This is a genomic window from Variovorax sp. W2I14 (genome assembly GCF_050435205.1).
Lineage (GTDB): Bacteria > Pseudomonadota > Gammaproteobacteria > Burkholderiales > Burkholderiaceae_C > Variovorax > Variovorax paradoxus_C.
In genome coordinates this window covers 6,014,058-6,029,845 of the sequence record NZ_JBNDJX010000001.1, presented here as the reverse complement: position 1 = coordinate 6,029,845, position 15,788 = coordinate 6,014,058, and the positions used below count along the sequence as shown (strand labels likewise).

The 15,788-nt window shown below is 63.6% G+C and carries 15 protein-coding genes; 5 read left to right on the top strand and 10 right to left on the bottom strand.

From position 1 onward, the window contains the following. Nucleotides 1–40 precede the first annotated feature (40 nt). Entirely contained in the window at nucleotides 41–901 is an 861-nt protein-coding gene (locus QF040_RS28220; protein WP_429613722.1) for an MlaA family lipoprotein, read from the top strand. A 289-nt stretch (nucleotides 902–1,190) separates the two neighbouring features. Here the strand turns inward: QF040_RS28220 and QF040_RS28215 are convergent, their stop codons facing one another. After that, nucleotides 1,191–1,859 (bottom strand): GntR family transcriptional regulator, encoded by a 669-nt coding sequence (locus QF040_RS28215; protein WP_429613721.1) that lies wholly within the window; start codon nucleotides 1,857–1,859, stop codon nucleotides 1,191–1,193. Nucleotides 1,860–1,867: 8 nt separating this feature from the next. After that, nucleotides 1,868–3,523 (bottom strand): HAL/PAL/TAL family ammonia-lyase, encoded by a 1,656-nt coding sequence (locus QF040_RS28210; protein ID WP_429613720.1) that lies wholly within the window; start codon nucleotides 3,521–3,523, stop codon nucleotides 1,868–1,870. 76 nt (nucleotides 3,524–3,599) lie between these two features. On the opposite strand from QF040_RS28210, the gene QF040_RS28205 reads away from it, so the two are divergent. Then, nucleotides 3,600–3,797, top strand: a complete 198-nt coding sequence (locus QF040_RS28205) for a hypothetical protein (RefSeq protein ID WP_429613719.1) — start codon at nucleotides 3,600–3,602, stop codon at nucleotides 3,795–3,797. Between the two features lie 239 nt (nucleotides 3,798–4,036). On the opposite strand, the gene QF040_RS28200 is transcribed toward QF040_RS28205, so the two are convergent. After that, nucleotides 4,037–5,017, bottom strand: coding sequence for a LysR family transcriptional regulator (locus QF040_RS28200; protein ID WP_429613718.1), 981 nt, complete (start codon nucleotides 5,015–5,017; stop codon nucleotides 4,037–4,039). A 111-nt stretch (nucleotides 5,018–5,128) separates the two neighbouring features. Between QF040_RS28200 and QF040_RS28195 the strand changes: the two genes are divergently transcribed. After that, entirely contained in the window at nucleotides 5,129–6,127 is a 999-nt protein-coding gene (locus QF040_RS28195) for an MBL fold metallo-hydrolase (protein ID WP_429613717.1), read from the top strand. Nucleotides 6,128–6,579: 452 nt separating this feature from the next. Continuing rightward, a complete protein-coding gene (locus QF040_RS28190) occupies nucleotides 6,580–7,380 on the top strand; it encodes a GntR family transcriptional regulator (RefSeq protein ID WP_429613716.1) in 801 nt (266 codons plus the stop codon). Here the strand turns inward: QF040_RS28190 and QF040_RS28185 are convergent. From QF040_RS28185 to QF040_RS28170, 4 genes are read right to left on the bottom strand one after another with little or no spacing between them, the layout of a single operon-like run. Next, complete coding sequence (locus QF040_RS28185; protein WP_429613715.1) at nucleotides 7,377–9,059, bottom strand: FAD-dependent oxidoreductase; 1,683 nt, start codon at nucleotides 9,057–9,059, stop codon at nucleotides 7,377–7,379. The two genes, QF040_RS28190 and QF040_RS28185, sit on opposite strands and share 4 nt — an antisense overlap. Continuing rightward, nucleotides 9,059–10,456 carry an FAD-dependent oxidoreductase gene (locus tag QF040_RS28180; RefSeq protein ID WP_429613714.1) on the bottom strand — a complete coding sequence of 466 codons (1,398 nt, stop codon included), beginning with the start codon at nucleotides 10,454–10,456 and terminating at the stop codon, nucleotides 9,059–9,061. Before QF040_RS28180 ends, QF040_RS28185 begins: the two co-directional genes overlap by 1 nt. 8 nt (nucleotides 10,457–10,464) lie before the next feature. Continuing rightward, nucleotides 10,465–11,472 (bottom strand): Bug family tripartite tricarboxylate transporter substrate binding protein, encoded by a 1,008-nt coding sequence (locus QF040_RS28175; RefSeq protein ID WP_429613713.1) that lies wholly within the window; start codon nucleotides 11,470–11,472, stop codon nucleotides 10,465–10,467. A 41-nt stretch (nucleotides 11,473–11,513) separates the two neighbouring features. Beyond that, the gene (locus tag QF040_RS28170; RefSeq protein WP_429613712.1) at nucleotides 11,514–12,335 is read right to left on the bottom strand and encodes a shikimate dehydrogenase family protein; all 822 of its coding nucleotides are present in this window, start codon (nucleotides 12,333–12,335) and stop codon (nucleotides 11,514–11,516) included. A 29-nt stretch (nucleotides 12,336–12,364) separates the two neighbouring features. Here QF040_RS28170 and QF040_RS28165 point away from each other — a divergent pair, with 29 nt between their 5' ends. Beyond that, nucleotides 12,365–13,231 carry an alpha/beta hydrolase gene (locus QF040_RS28165; protein ID WP_429614702.1) on the top strand — a complete coding sequence of 289 codons (867 nt, stop codon included), beginning with the start codon at nucleotides 12,365–12,367 and terminating at the stop codon, nucleotides 13,229–13,231. Nucleotides 13,232–13,566: 335 nt separating this feature from the next. On the opposite strand, the gene QF040_RS28160 is transcribed toward QF040_RS28165, so the two are convergent. The 3 genes from QF040_RS28160 to QF040_RS28150 are packed head-to-tail and all read right to left on the bottom strand — an operon-like array spanning nucleotide 13,567 to nucleotide 15,776. Next, the gene (locus tag QF040_RS28160; RefSeq protein ID WP_429613711.1) at nucleotides 13,567–13,755 is read right to left on the bottom strand and encodes a hypothetical protein; all 189 of its coding nucleotides are present in this window, start codon (nucleotides 13,753–13,755) and stop codon (nucleotides 13,567–13,569) included. A gap of 16 nt (nucleotides 13,756–13,771) precedes the next feature. Then, nucleotides 13,772–14,812 carry a 4-hydroxy-2-oxovalerate aldolase gene (dmpG, locus tag QF040_RS28155; RefSeq protein ID WP_429613710.1) on the bottom strand — a complete coding sequence of 347 codons (1,041 nt, stop codon included), beginning with the start codon at nucleotides 14,810–14,812 and terminating at the stop codon, nucleotides 13,772–13,774. Nucleotides 14,813–14,822: 10 nt separating this feature from the next. After that, nucleotides 14,823–15,776 carry an acetaldehyde dehydrogenase (acetylating) gene (locus tag QF040_RS28150; protein WP_429613709.1) on the bottom strand — a complete coding sequence of 318 codons (954 nt, stop codon included), beginning with the start codon at nucleotides 15,774–15,776 and terminating at the stop codon, nucleotides 14,823–14,825. Between the last annotated feature and the right edge of the window lie 12 nt (nucleotides 15,777–15,788).

The following is a 15,788-nucleotide window of genomic DNA, read 5'->3' as shown; positions in this document are numbered from 1 at the left end:
GTGATTTTCTTTCCTCAACGCCTGCCTACCGGACATCCATATGAAAGCTCACCCTACCCTGTTGCTCGCCGCGATGGTTCTGGCCACCAGCGCGTGCGCCAGCAGTTCCGCCCCACATCAGATACAGCGCGCGTCGGTGTCCGTCGCTCCATTCGACGCCGCGCCGGCGACGCTTGCAGCAGCATTGCCACAAGATGAGTCAAGTGCCATGCGTTCCGGTGCCGACACGAACGACATTGCCTCGTCCGATCCGGATGCAGAAGCGATTTATGAACAAAAATGGGCGCGCGATCCCTGGGAGCGTTTGAATCGAAAGATCCACGGATTCAACAACGCGGCGGACAGGTGGATGCTTCGGCCGGTGGCGGTGGGCTACGACACGATCACGCCTGCGTCGGTGCAGGCGGGCGTCTCGCGCTTCTTCGCCAATCTGCGCATTCCCGCGACGGCCCTGAACCAGGCCCTGCAGGGGCGCCCCAAGCATGCGGCGCAATCGCTCGGGCGACTCGTCGTCAACAGCACCGTTGGCATGGGGGGACTGTTCGATCCGGCTTCCCACCTGGGAATTGCGAAGCGCAACGACGAAGACTTCGGCCAGACGCTCGCGAGCTGGGGCTGGCGCGACTCGCGCTATCTGGTACTTCCGCTGTTGGGCCCACGCACGGTGCGCGATACCGTTGCCATGGCGGGCGATCAACCGATGTCGCCCATCGGGCAGATTGACGACAACGGAACTTACAACGGACTCCTGGTACTGCAAACAGTCGACGGTCGAGCGCGGATGCTGCCGCTGGACAAGTTTCGTCAAGATGCGTTTGACGACTACATTCTCGTACGCGACGCATGGGTTCAGCGGCGAAACCATCAGATCCGACAGGATCTGCGGCCCCATCGCGATTGAGGTGGAAATGCAACCGCGCGTCCCCTTCGGGATAGCGATTACAGAGAGTGCGACACCGTGAACGGACGGCGGCAGCAGCCACGAGGGCGGCCGCTTGAACTCGCGCCGTTCGATGGGCGCATTGGCGGGTTTTCAGGCCCCAAGTGCAACACCGGGATACGTCTTCGGTCCGTACCTTAGGTCGCGTGGATTGCAGATGGGCGCTTCGGCAGCGCTGCCCTGCCAACCGGCCAAGCGCTCCGACGACGGCAACGTACTTGCCTGTTGCATGCCTGCCGCCTGCGGAGCACTACGTCTCGATGATTGCTTTGACCAGAACGGTTCTCGACTCGCCGATGTGCTTCTTGAGCAGCTCGCAAGCGCGGTCCACCTCGCCAAACCTGACCGCAAGAAGAATTTCCGCGTGATCGGCACTCGAGGTTGGATCCCAGTCCTCGGCGTGCGTGGCACCGATCATGTAGCGTGTTCTTGCGACATGCAGTTCCCTGATCGAATTGAGCAAGATCGGCATTCCGCAGGGCTCGTACAAGGCCATGTGAAAGCGCCGATTTGCCTCCTCCCAATCTCGCATGTTCTTGGCTTTCTCGCTCGCGGCGATGGCCGCCTTCGCCAGCGCAAGACTCTCGTTCGTCATCCTCTTCATCGCCCCGGCCAGCGCCAGCGGTTCCAAGGCTTCACGCATCATGGTGATTTCGACGACAGACGCGAGATCCAAAGGTGCGACCCGCACACCTTTCCTTGCTGTGGCAACCAGCAGGCCCTCGGATTGAAGCTGCCGGAATGCTTCGCGTACAGGGATGTGGCTCGTGCCGAACTCCTTGGCGACCGCGTCCTGAAGCACTCTTGCGTCCGCCTTGAGCGTGCCATTGACAATTCGCTCTTTCAGGATGCGCGCGATCTTCTCGGACCACGACAAGTTCGATAGATCGTCCAACTTCAGGGAAGAGGTCGTATTCATTTTTTCGGCTACAGATCAAGCGAGCCCACCGCTGCCTCGACTGCGGCGAGTATCGAACCGTCAACGACGGCCTTCTTCAGCGTGTCCAGGTCATCATGAACCCAGCGGTCCTCGCCCCATGTTGCCGGAACCACCGCTCGTACGGCTTTGAGTGCGGCCTGGCTGCCGACCCCCAACGCAAACTGCTTCAAGTTGCGCTCGCTCAGGTCGAGCGCCTGGGCCGCCAGAAGCAATTCAACCGCGACGACGGCCTGCGCATTTTGGACCACCGTGCGGCTTCGCCGGGCTGCGAAGCATGAGTTGCTGATGTGATCCTCGGTGTTGCCTTTCGCAGGCAGACTGGTCGCGCTGGCAGGACTGCACAGGCCCATGTTTTCGAGCACCAGGCCCGTTCCCATGCTTTGCACGGTCGGAAAGCCGGAATTCACACCAGGACGTTCCGCAATCAGATTGGCAGGCAGCCCGAAGTTGCAAGCTGGATCAATCAGGCGTGAGCTGCGGCGATCGCAGATGGCACTGAGATCGGTGACGACCAGCGCGAGCAAGTCCATGGCCTGTGCGATGTACTGGCCATGGAAGTGACCCGCGGAGATGATCTCGTAAGTATCATCTTCCGGAAAAATCAGCGGGTTGTCGGTCGCGCTGTTCATCTCTGTCTGGAGAATGCCATCGATGTAGTCGAGAGCGTCCAAAACGGGCCCATGAACCTGCGGCGCACAGCGCAGGGAATATGCGTCCTGAATCCTCGGCGCTAGAGGCGGATTCTGCGGCAGCCCCACCGTCGAGCTCTGGGCATTCGGCGTTCCCCACAGAACGATCTGTCGCGCAGGCTCCGTACAGCGCGCCGAATTCTCGATGAGCTTGCGGATCGATGCGGCCACGCGCCGCTGGCCTTTGTGGGGTCGCGCCAGCATGACGCGATCCTGGAAGCACGCGACATCCGCGCGCAGCGCCTCGAGCGAAAGCGCAAGTGAGACCGTTGCGCTCGAAAGCAGCGCACGGGCGTCATGCGCTGCAAGCACTGCGTACGCCAGGGAAGCAGTTGCCCCGTTGATCAACGCCGTCGCGTCCTTGGCCTGCACGTCCAGGGTAGGCGCGAGGCCCGCTCGCTCGAATGCTGCGGCCGCTGAGAGCACCTCGCCCTCGTATTCGACCTTGCTCTCGGGCATTCCCATCATCGCCCCCGCCATCAGCGCCAGCGGCGCAAGATCACCACTTGCTCCCACGCTGCCCTTAGAGGCGACGATCGGCGTGATGTCGTGATTGAGCATGTCGACCAGGCGGTCGACCATGGCCAGCCGAACACCGGAGTGATTGCTTGCGAAGGCATTCACCCGCAAGACCATCATGGCGCGCACAACCTCCTTCGGCATCAACTCACCCGTGGATGCCGAGTGTGACCGGATCAAGTTTGTCTGGAAGGCGACGACATCCTTCGCCCCGATCCGCAGGCTCTTGAGCGAGCCAACGCCGGTATTGAAGGCATACATGAGGGGCGCCGCGTCAGTCAGCCAGTTGGTCTCTATGTACTGACGTGCCTGGGCAAGCGCAGTCCTGCATTCCTTGTCCAGCTCGAGCCATTGGTGCCCTCGTGCGACCGCGACCAGCGACGCCGGGGTGAGGGTTCTTCCATCAAGGATGACAGGAGCATGTTCGGTGTTCATGGATCGCCCGCTTAGTTTCATATATTATCTATGATACTTCGCGACAATGATCCCGCCTCTGGGCGCACACCACAGCTTGGATGCCTATTCATGTTGCGCCCAACAGGTGACCCACGCGCCGCTCGACGCGACGGCATCGGGCCATGAGCCTGCCCTGCAGCCGTTCGGCGTGCTACCGGTCGTCATGATGTGGGTCGGCCGGCATTTCGACGACGCGACGGTGCTGGCCGCCGCCTTCGCTTTTGAGCAGGCAGGATTCGCGTCACTCGATTGAGCCAGCCCAGCGCGGGCTGCAATAGAGCTGACGACAAGGAACATCCGTGCCTTCGCGGGTGCCGGGTGCCGTGGCGATGTTCTGGAGTGCCCGCTGACCTCCTTCGTCCGTGATGGCTCAGCTCATGACCCCGAGAAATGCAAGCAAGAGTGAGTCGTTTGCCGGCACCTTCAAGGTGTCCTGAATCTCTGCTTGCCTTGCGGATCGCCGCCTCCGCGGAGTACGGAAAGTCGTGCGCGCTAGGCGTGGCCAGACGCGCAGCGTTCCGGCTTTTTCGTGTCGCGCTGCCCTATCGCGCCGGCCCGACCGGTCCCTTCGGGCAGCAGGTGCGCCCAAGCGTCCTGCAACCGCTCAACAGCAAAGTCAATGAATTGCCGGACACGTGGCGCAAGTTGACGGCCATGCGGAAAGACCACATGCAAAGGCTCCATCGGAGCCGCGAAGTCTTGCATCACATGCAAAAGGCGGCCGGCCTGGATGTGCGAGCCGACATCCCAAACCGACTTGAAGAAAATCCCGGCTCCCTCCAATGCCAACGACTGCGCCACATCGCCGTCGTTCACAAGAAAAGTCCCTTGGATCTTGACCGCGAGCGGTTGCCCGTTGACTTGAAATAGCCAATGGCCAGCAGGACGCGGGCCGTAGACGATGCATGCATGCTGGGACAGTTCGTCAGGTGTTGTCGGCGCACCATTGCGTGCAACATAGGACTGCGCGGCACACAGAACTCGGTAGTTCGGCGCAATTTGACGCGCACTGAGCGACGAGTCGTGCAACGTACCGAAGCGGAAGGCAACGTCGATGCCACTCTCGACCAAGTCCATGACGTCGTCACTCAGTTTCAGGTTGATAGACAACGCGGGATGCCTTGCCTGAAAAGCGGCAACGATGGGCGCCAAGTATTGCCGTGCAAACGTGCGGGGAGCGGTCAGCGTCAGCATGCCGCTGACGGTATCGCGACTGCCCGCCATCAGGTGCTCCGCGCCCTGGATTTCCTGCAGGATACGGGCGCAGCGCTCGTGGAAAGCCACCCCCTCTGGAGTGAGCGACTGGCTTCGCGTGGTGCGCAGCATCAGGCGCACGCCCAATTTTCGCTCCAGCGACCCGATCCGCTTGCTGATCACCGCCAATGACAGGTCCATATCGCGGGCTGCGGCTGACATGCTGCCGGTCGCGACCACTCGAACAAAGACCCTTAGATCCACAACATCGTCAATCATGCGGCGGCCGCTCTCAACGTTATGAAGAGAGTGTATCTATTGCTCGCTACTTTATTAACCTTCCGGAGATGAAGAAACTGGCGTTATCGCTCTCAACCCAGGAAAGTCTCGATGACTGCACGTCAATCTTTCGCCCCGATGCTCGCCGCGCTGCTGATCGCCATCGGTGCCGGACCTTTCTCATCGGCCCATGCACAGCACAGCGCCGCCGAGCCCCTGACCAAGCTTGCCAAAAGTCAGGCGGGTTTCTATCGCTTAAAAATCGGTGACATCGCCGTGACCGCTTTGTCTGATGGGACCATCCCATTGGAGACGAAGATTCTGACGAACACGAAGGGCCACCACGTCGCAAAACTGCTCAAGGATGGATTTGCCGGAACGACCATTGACGCGTCGATCAATGCGTTCCTGATTGAAACCGCGGGCAAGCTCATCCTGGTCGACGCCGGCACCGGAGAGCTCTATGGGCCGACGCTAAACAAGTTGCCCGCCAGCCTGCGTGCCATCGGCGTGGAGCCAGCGCAGATCACCGACATTCTCCTCACCCACGTCCACACGGATCACAGCGGCGGCTTGATGGACGGCACAACGCGAGTCTTCCCGAACGCCGTCATCCACGTTGAGCGCAAAGAGGTCGACTACTGGCTGGATCCACAAGCACTCGCACGAGCGCCCGAGTCTCAAAAGCAGTACTTCCAGCAAGCCAAGGCGAAGATCGGTCCCTACGCCGACTCCGGCCAAATCAAACCGTTTGACGGCGCTGTCGAATTGTTTCCAGGCATCCGCTCCGTGCCCGCTCCGGGTCATACTCCCGGCCACACGTTCTATTCACTCGAGAGCAGGGGCGAAAAGCTCATGTTCTGGGGCGATGTGCTGCACGTGGCAGAAGTACAGTTGGCGGCGCCCGGTGTGACGATCCAGTACGACGTCGACCCCAAGGAAGCGGCCGCTGCGCGACGGCGCGCGTTCGCCGACGCAGCAGCGAAGGGTTATCTGGTTGCGCCTGCACACTATTCCTTCCCGGGTGTCGGCCATCTGCGCAAAGTGGCCGATGGCTATCGCTTCGTGCCGCTGACCTATGTCAACGACGCGCTACCGGTAAAAAGATAGACCTCGGAGCCCGGTTCGCCTTGAACCGAGCGAAGGGGGCGTGGCGCGAATGGCCGAACAAGCCGCGTGTCAGGAATCTGATGTCGCCTGGGGTGCATGCCTCGCGTTTTCCATAAAGCGTCGAGCGCCTTCACCGCCTCCTTCTCTGCCCCTTGGCCACATCCTGAGCGATGGCAGCGTGCAACTTACTGCCTCCGAGAGATTTGCGCCCGTTCGCAATGGGTGAACCAGAACCGCCTGGACATGCCTTGCATGATCTTCCTCGACGAGACGGCGAACTCGTCGCGGGCGGCGTCGAGCAGCAACTGGTCAAGACGCCAGCGCAACACCGAAAAAGCCTGACCATCGTTGCGCTTGGCTTCCGAGAGGCCCAAATTCAGACGAACTGACGGCATAGCTGCGTACCATTTCTCGATCCGAAAAGCCGCGGCGGCCGGCCTATGATCCTCGCCATGTCATCCACAGAGAAGCGCGCTAGCCACACGTCGTCCCAAGCCGCAGGTCAACCGTCATTGGTGGATCCTCCCGAACGGGCCATCTTCGAAGGTCAATCGGAAGACTTGCTGTCCGACCGGCTGGCGCGGCAGATCCGCATCAGCATACTTCGCGGAGACAACCCCGCGGGCTCCCGCTTGAACCTTGACGAGATGAAGGGGCGATACGACGTCAGCCTGAGTCCCTTGCGGGAAGCGCTTTCCCGCCTTACCGCTGAAGGATTCGTGCGCTTCGAAGCAAAACGCGGTTTTCGCGTCAGCGAGATGTCGGGCGCCAACCTCGGCGAGATCACCACCATCAGGAGACTCTGCGAGCCAGTCGCGATCCGGGAATCGGTCTTGCATGGCGACGACGACTGGGAGGAGCGGGTAGCAGCTGCTGCGCACATGCTCGGCAAGCGCGTTGCGGCGGAGCCGAGCCCGATCTCGGCCGCCGAATGGGAAAGCGCCCATCGGAAGTTTCACCTCGCCGTGCTGTCGGGTTGCGGCATGCCGATGCTCATGCATTTCTGCAGCACGCTGATGGACTTGCAGGATCGCTACCGCCTGCAGCTGGCAAAGGGGGGCGCCTATTCCCGTCGGGCCGATGGCGAACATCTGGCCCTGCTCGATGCCTGCCTGACGCGCAATGCGAAGCTCGCCGAGAAGCTCGCACTTGAGCACATCGATCGCACCCACCAGGAACTGATCGCCGCGATGAGCGGCACGCCATTGCCAGTCGCGAAACCCCGGGCCGGAGCGCGCCGCCGAAAGAGCTAGCAATCGCTCAAGTGGCGCACGGCGCGCCATGCGAACGTCATGCCCGGCCCGAGAGTCGCTCCTGGGCCCGGGTAGGCGCCCCGCATCATCGAGGCCATGTCGTTGCCGCACGCATAGACGCCCGGGATCGGTCGTCCTTCGGCATCGAGGACGCGCGCGTCCGAATCCGTCCGCAGGCCCACGCTCGTTCCCAGGTCAGCGACGTGAATCTCGACTGCGCACAGGGAACGCGTGTCGAGAGGGCGCAAACACCGATTCGGTGTGCTCGTCGGATCGCCATTGTGCTGATTGAGCGCCGACTCGCCGCGATGGAAATCCACATCCACTCCGCCAGCAGCGAGTTCGTTGTACCTGGTCAGTGTGCGCTCGAGCGCACCGGGCTCGAGCTGAAGGCGTTGTGCGAGTTGGCGGGGCGATCCAGCTCTCGTGAGATAGCCCGCCCGCGTAAGGCGCCGCGGCGACCTTCGGCCTGGATGCGCCAAGCCAAGGCCATGGCGTTCGACGAATGCAGCATCGGTGATCAAGAAGAAGCGCTCGCTGCCCGTGCGTCGGTTCGATTCGAGCATGCCCTCGCAAAAGTGGTGATACGAGTCCGCCTCGTTGGCGAATCGGTTGCCGGTCGCGTCCACCGCGAGAAGACCTGGCTTGGCCCGGTCCATGACGATGTGCGGAAAGGTCGCGACGCTGCCATCCGTTCGCTTCATGGTCGAGACTGGCATCCAGAACGCAGGCGGCATGTGGTCGCCGTCCATCGTGCCGCCCAGCGAAAGCCCCAGTTGGATGCCTCCGCCGGTCCCGCCCGCGTGCGCGACGCTGTACGCACGGGCGACCGCTGGCAACCAGCGCTGCCGCATCGCCGGGTTGCCCGAGAACCCACCGGTCGCCAGCACCACCGCCTTTCGGGTCCGCACCTGCCGCTCCCCTTGCGCGTCGGAAAGCGTGCAGCCGAATCCCGACGCCGTCCGCACCACTTGGGTGACCCTTGTATCGAAAGCGATCTCGACATCCGAATGCAACAAGCTGTCGAGAAGCTGCGCGACAAGCGCATTGCCCATGACGAGCCGCGTTCCCCGGGCACGGGCGAGCCGGTCTCTCGCGTATCGGGCGACCAGTCGTGCTGCCTGCAGGAAGGCTCGCGGCTCACGCAGTGCGCTCAGCAGGATCGGGATGTCGGTCTTGGAAACCATCATCCCGCCCAAGACCATGAATTCCGGCAGCGGCGGACGTACACGCGAAAAACTACGGCCGAGCCGGCGGCCGTCGAACGGATCGGGAGCGAATGCTCGACCGCCAAGCGTGGCGCCTGGCAGCCCTTGAAGGTAGTCGGGGTGATGGCGCACCGCTTCGAGGCGTACCTGCGTCTGCTCGCGAAGAAATCGCAGAAGCTCGGGCCCCGATTCAAGGAGCGCGTCGATCTTGGCGCGGTCGGCGTCCGCCCCGATGCATGCCTGCAGGTACGTGCTTGCCGCCTGGCGGCAGCCAGTGATGTCGTTGACGTCCAGCGGGGACGCGCAAGGAATCCATAGCGTGCCAGCCGACGTCGCGCTCGTGCCGCCCACCTGGTTGGTCGATTCGACGAGGAGAACCTTCAAGCCTCGGGCCGAAGCGCACAGCGCGGCCGTCATGCCAGCCGCACCTGCTCCTACGACGAGGACATCGAAGTCCAGCGCCTGTGGCATCACGCCTCGCTTTGAAGGATGGCGCCCTGCTCCCGCAAACGGTGCTGCAGCTCGGGAATGGATGTCTCCCGGACGTCGCCTGTCCAGCTTCGATCGGTCGAGCACATCGCGGCCGCCGTGCCCGCAGCCTGGCCCATCGCCATGCAGGTGCCCATCACGCGCGCCGAGCTTTGCGCCTCGCGCGTGGCGGACAGGCATCGGCCGACAACGAAAAGGTTGCGGACATCCTTGGCGATCGCGACAGCTAAGGGAAGATCGTAGGACCCCCCTTCCCTGATCGTCTGGCGGCGATGGGAAGATACCGCGAACAGGTCGATTTCGTGGCCGCCCTTGGCGACCACATCATCGCGCTTGCGCGCGGTCAGCACGTCATCTTCATCAAGGACGTAGTCGCCCACGATCCGACGCGTCTCGCGCACGCCGATCTTGCCCGCGACACCCGAGAAGTGTGCGTCCTCGAAGCCGGGCACGCGTTCCTTCAGGAATCGCATCGATTGCTCGATCTGAGCAAAGAAGGTCGGTACTGCCGCGCTGAGCCGCCGCATATCGGTCGCATCGACATTTCCGATCTGCGTGCAGTTGATGCTGACTTCGCGGCGCGCCGTGGAGATGGGCACCACAGCGACGATCGACGTGGGGAACATCTCACCGGCCTCCACCGCCCGCTGCAGGATGCCGCGCTCGCCAAGGAGCACCACCTTGGGCTGGCCCTGTTTCCAAAGGGCCTCGGCGCATTGTTCGCGCGACATGCCCAGGCCGGGAAATTCCGCGAGTCCGTAGTCTTCCGGGTGGCTCCTCACGTTCCCGAGCAACCGGGGCGTGTCCACGCCAGTCATGCGGAAAATCAGCGACGGTGGCTGGAAGAAGCGTCCGTCCTTGCCCAGTTCCGTCTTGCCGCCGGCAGCATCCACGAGATCGGCGTCTCCGCTGGCGTCGATGACGACCTTGGCGCGCACCAGGTGGCGGCCGGACTTGTTCTGGACAAAGACCCCGCGCACCTGTCCGTCGACAGAAAGAACTCCCGTGGCGAGCGTGTAGAGCATCAGCTCGACGCCCGCCTTGTTGAGCAGACCCACGACAGCGAACTTCATCAGTTCAGGGTCGAAACACACGAGATGCAGCGATCGATAGTCGAAGACGGGACCGATGTAGCCGCCGAGCGTCTCGACCTCGCGCAACAGGTCGCGAGCCACGCCGCCGACGATCCATTCGCCGCGCGTCGAGATCATGCCCAGCATTGAGATGCCGCTGACAAGTTCTCCGCCCACCATGGGCGAAGCTTCGACTAGCAGTGTCTTCGCGCCATTGCGTGCTGCGCTGACCGCAGCGGCAACGCCCGCGCTGCCGCCGCCCACGACCAGCACGTCGCATTCGATTTCATGAGTGATGTCCAGCATGGAAAAGCTCAAGTAGTGATTTTCTTTGTGATGACGATGTCGCCCCAGCGCTTCACCTCGGAACGCAGCAGGGTCATGAACTCTTCTCGCGAGCCGGCAATGGGAGTCGACCCCAGCGCCGCAAAGCGAGCGGCGACCGCCGGATCTGCGAGCGCCTTGTCGAGCGAGGCATTGAGCTTGTCCAGCACTGCGGCCGGCGTGCCCGCTGGCGCAAGCAGCCCATACCATCCCTGGGCATCGAGTCCGGGCATCGTTGCCTCGGCGAGCGTAGGCACGTTCGGCAACTGCGGTGAACGCCGTCGGCTGCTGACCGCGAGCGCGCGCAGCTTGCCACCCTGCACCTGCGGGAGTGCCGTCTGTACCAGATCCATGACGAACTCGATCTGGCCGCCGAGTAGGTCGACGATGGCAGGGCCGGTGCCACGGTATGGCACATGCGTGAAACTCGCGGCGGTGCTGGATGCCACCAACTCCGGAAGCAGATGCGTCAGCGTGCCGGCGCCGCCTGAGCCGTAGGGAACGGGCTTGGACCTGGCCGCCGTGATGACGTCGGCGAACGTCTTGTAGGGAGAGTCCGCGCGCACGACCACGACAAGCGGAGTCTGCGCAACGCCGCCGACCGCGGCGAAGTCTTCAACTGCGTCGAAGGGCAGCGGCTTCATCATCGTGGCATTGACCGCGTGTCCGTTGGATGCCATCAACAATGTGTAGCCGTCCTTGCGTGCCTTCGCGACCAATGCTGCGGCGATCGTGCCGCCGGCACCGGCACGGTTGTCCACCACGACGCTCTGCTCGAGCTGCTGCGAGAGCAGGGATGCGGTGATGCGGGCAAGCGTGTCGGCAATGCCACCGGCGGCGAATCCCACGACGATGGTGACGGGTCGGGCGGGAAAAGCTGGCTGCGCGTGGGCCAGCGGGGCCAGGCTGGCGAGGCCAATCGCGCCGAGAAACTGCCGCCTGCGCACAAGCCATTGGGGCAGGTGAGCGCTGGGAAGCCGAGGGTCTGTGGTTTCCATTGAATGTCTCCGGTAAGTTCGAATGGCGGGGAGCCGCTGCGTCAGCGGAAGAAATCGAGCAGCCGCTGCAGCTGCCCGTCCAATACCTGCTTGCCTGGGTGGATCTCGCAGCCCAGCTTGCGCGCGGCATGAAGAAGTGGCGTGAGTTCCGGGGTCATGACCACCTCGGCAACGACGTGGAATCCACGCAGCAGATCCGTGTCAATAGGTGAACGCGTGTCACCGGCCATTCCGGTCGGCGTCGCATTGACGATCAGCTGGAAATCGGCCGCCGATGTCGCGCTTCCCGCATCGAAGCGCGTTCCCGCCGGGCCGTGTTCGGCAAGGCGCAACGCGAGCTGTTGCGCGCGCCAGCCATTGACGTCGACGACGGACACACGCGCAGCACCTTCCTGCGCAAGTGCAAGTGCAATGGCTGAGCCGACCCCGCCGGCGCCGATCACGAGTGCCGAGCACCCCTTTGTCGCAAACCCACGTCTGGCGAGCCCCGACACAAAGCCGTAGCCGTCGAAAAGATCGCCGAACGCCTTGCCGTCGCGAAACCGGACGGCATTTACGGCGCCTGCCACGCGTGCGGCCACCGAGAGTTCGTCCATCCAGTCGACCAAGGCGATCTTGTGCGGGACCGTGGCGATCCAGCCGCGCAAATTTCGAATCCGACGCGCTCCCTCGAAGACCGTTCGCAGATCCTCGCTGGATACCGGTACGGGCAGGACGAGAAGGTTCTCGCCCGCCGCAAGGTAGTGCGGATTCATGGCTTGGGGCGCCTTCACCTGCGCGATCGGGTCGCCGACGATCCAGACGAACTCGGTCGCGGCATCTATGAGCGACGCCTTGCTTGAAGCGCTTTGATCGTTTTCCATTCATCGATGGTATCCTAATCATCGATGATATGACAACAATCGATTATTCTTCGGACACTCTGATCACGCGAAATTGCGTCACTTCATACCACCGAGGAGATCACGATATGAAGCGAAGGACCCTTCTAGGCACCGCTGCGGCCAGCGCGCTGACTGCATGTGCGAATGGCTCACACACCCCTCAGGCCAAGCCGACACTGTTACTCGTGCACGGTGCCTGGCACGGGGCTTGGTGCTGGGAACGTGTTGTGCTCTTGCTGGGCAATGGCGGATATCGCAGCGTGGCAGTCACGCTGCCGGGCATGGGCGAGCGACGCTCGGAGTTGTCTGCAGCCATTGATTTGGACTGCCACATCAACGCTGTTTCCGAGGCGGCGCGCGCCATCGAAGGGCCGGTCGTTCTTGTCGGCCACAGCTACGCGGGCTTTGTAATCACCGGCACCGCAGACCGCCTTGCCGCTTCTGGCACGCTTCGGTCGCTGATCTACGTGGATGCATTCGTACCGTCCGAAGGCGAGAAGGCTTCCGACTACATGCCAGAGGAGGCGCGCACAAAACTCGCCGCAACGCTCGCGATGGGTGATCCCGCTTATCCGCCGATACGGGCGGAGTTATTCGGCCTCGAACAACCCGAAGATGTTGCGTGGGTGCAGGCCAGACTCACCGCGCAACCGGCGGCGACCTACTTCCAACCCATTCGGCTCGACAACAGATTGGGCGTCGGCATCAGGCGTAGCTATGTGGCGTGTCAGTCGCCCCGCCTCCCCGTCTTTGATTCGACCAAGGCACGGATCCGTGCGGACGCCTCGTGGATCTATCAGGAATTGCAGACGGGACACGATGCCATGATCACGTCCCCGGATCGCTTGGCCAAGTTGCTCATTCAGCTTGCCTGAGTGGAAGGTCAGCGGGTCGAATGAGCCACTTGAACGAAAAACAGCGTCTGGCGGGAAATCGTTGGAGGCTATGCCGTCCGGCCTCGCATGACCGGGAGCATCTGTGAACGCGACACGGCATGCGATCGACGCATCCAGCCGTGTCAGCCACGCGCGTGCTTGCAGACTCAATGTTGCTCCGAGACACGAGCGCGCTTGCGCACTTCCAACATCGCGGCACCCGAAGCGAGTACCGTGACGACGAGCCCTTGGCGAGCCAGTTGGCGGCGGTCTACATGGCCGGCACGGGCGAAATCTTCCGAGTGCCACTGGCCGGAGCACCCGAGGGCCTTGCGCTAGCGGAAGTTGTCGGAGCTCGGGCCGCGGCGCCCAACAGTAGCTTGAACACCCTGTCCGAGAGCCACCAGCCAGTCGCTGCTCTGGTACACACCGACGGTCACCACCACATCCCCCGCATCGACGACAACGACGCTCGCGCAGCGCGGCATCCCTGAGCGGGCCGGGCGATGGACAGGGAGCACCATGGGGATCTTCGGTGGGTCAGGCGGTGGCCGCAGCGGGTCCGGCTCCACGCGAACGCAGCAGGTCGAGCGCGACGTCGACGATCATGTCTTCCTGGCCGCCGACCATGCGGCGCCGGCCGAGTTCGAGCAGGATGTCAACGGCTGGCAGGCCGTAGCGTGCCGCGGCGGCTTCCGCATGCCGCAGGAAGCTGGAATAGACGCCGGCATAGCCAAGCGACAGCGTCTCGCGGTCCACGCGAACGGGCCGGTCCTGCAGCGGCCGCACGATGTCGTCGGCCGCATCCATAAGCGCCTTCACGTCGCAACCATGGTTCCAGTGCAGCCGCTCGGCCGCCGCCACGAAGACCTCGAGCGGCGCGTTGCCGGCGCCGGCACCCATGCCGGCCAGGCTGGCGTCCACGCGGTCGCAGCCTTCCTCCACGGCCACGATGCTGTTGGCGACGCCGAGGCTGAGGTTGTGGTGGGCATGCATGCCGGTTGCGGTTTCTGGGCGCAGCACGTCTTTGAAGGCGCGGAACCGGTCGCGCACATCCTGCATGCCCAGTGCCCCGCCCGAGTCGACGACGTACACACAGGTGGCGCCGTAACTTTCCATCTTCAGTGCCTGCTGCGCGAGTTCCGCCGCGGTGGTCATGTGGCTCATCATGAGGAAGCCGACGGTGTCCATGCTTAGCTCGCGCGCGGTCTCGATGTGCTGCTTCGCGACGTCGGCTTCCGTGCAGTGCGTCGCCACGCGCACGACGCTGGCACCGGCCGCGTGGGCCGCCTTCAGGTCGTGCACGGTGCCGATGCCCGGCACGAGCAAGGTGGCGATGCGCGCCCGGCGGACGGCGTTGCGCGCCGCTGCGATCCACTCGAGGTCGGTGTGCGCGCCGAAGCCGTAGTTGAAGCTGGAACCGGCGAGTCCGTCGCCATGGGCGACCTCGATGGAGTCGACGCCTGCGGCATCGAGCGCGGCCGCGATCTGCGCCACCTGTGCCACCGTGTAGCGGTGCCGCATGGCGTGGCTGCCATCGCGCAGCGTCACATCGGAGATGTAGATCTTCTTGTCATTCATGGAAATCTCCTCACGCGATCGCTGCGGCACGGGTAGCCAGCAGGCGCGCCGCGATGCGCTCGCCGCTCGCGAGGGCCGCGCTCGTCATGATGTCGAGGTTGCCCGCATACGCCGGCAGGTAATGCGCCGCGCCTTCAACCTGCAGGAACACGGAGGTTTTGAGTCCAGCGAGCCTTCCCACGCCAGGAATCTGCAGCGCCTGCCCGGGCGGGATGTGCTCGAACTGCACCGCCTGCTTGAGGCGGTAGCCGGGCACGTACTGCTGCACGGCCGCCACCATGGCCTGCACCGAGACCGCGATCGAAGCCTCGTCGCCGCCGGCGCTTAGCGTGTAGACGGTGTCGCGCATCAGCAGCGGCGGCTCGGCAGGGTTAAGGATGATGATGGCCTTGCCCTGGCGGGCCCCGCCTACCACCTCGATGGCGCGGGCGGTGGTTTCGGTGAACTCGTCGATGTTGGCCCGCGTGCCCGGGCCCGCGGAGCGGCTCGACACCGACGCGACGATCTCGGCATAGTGCACGGTCGCGACCTGCGCGACGGCACGCACGATGGGGATGGTCGCCTGGCCGCCGCAGGTGACCATGTTGAGGTTCGGCGCGTCCAGGTGCTCGTCGAGGTTCACCACGGGGACGCAGTAGGGACCGATGGCGGCCGGTGTGAGGTCCACCATGCGGAGGGCCGGCTTGCGCTCGCGCAGGAAGGCGTCGTTGCGGATGTGCGCCGCAGCCGAGGTCGCGTCGAACACGATGTCGATGTCGGCGAAGGCGGGGTGGCGGGCGAGCCCCTCGACGCCCTGGTCGGTGGTTGCCACGCCGAGGCGGCGTGCGCGCGCGAGGCCGTCCGAGTTCGCGTCGATACCGGCGAGCGCGACCACCTCGAGGTTTCGCGCGCCCCGCAGCGCCTTGATCATGAGGTCGGTGCCGATGTTGCCGCTGCCGACGATGGCAGCCTTGATCTTGTCCATGGAGTTTCCTTT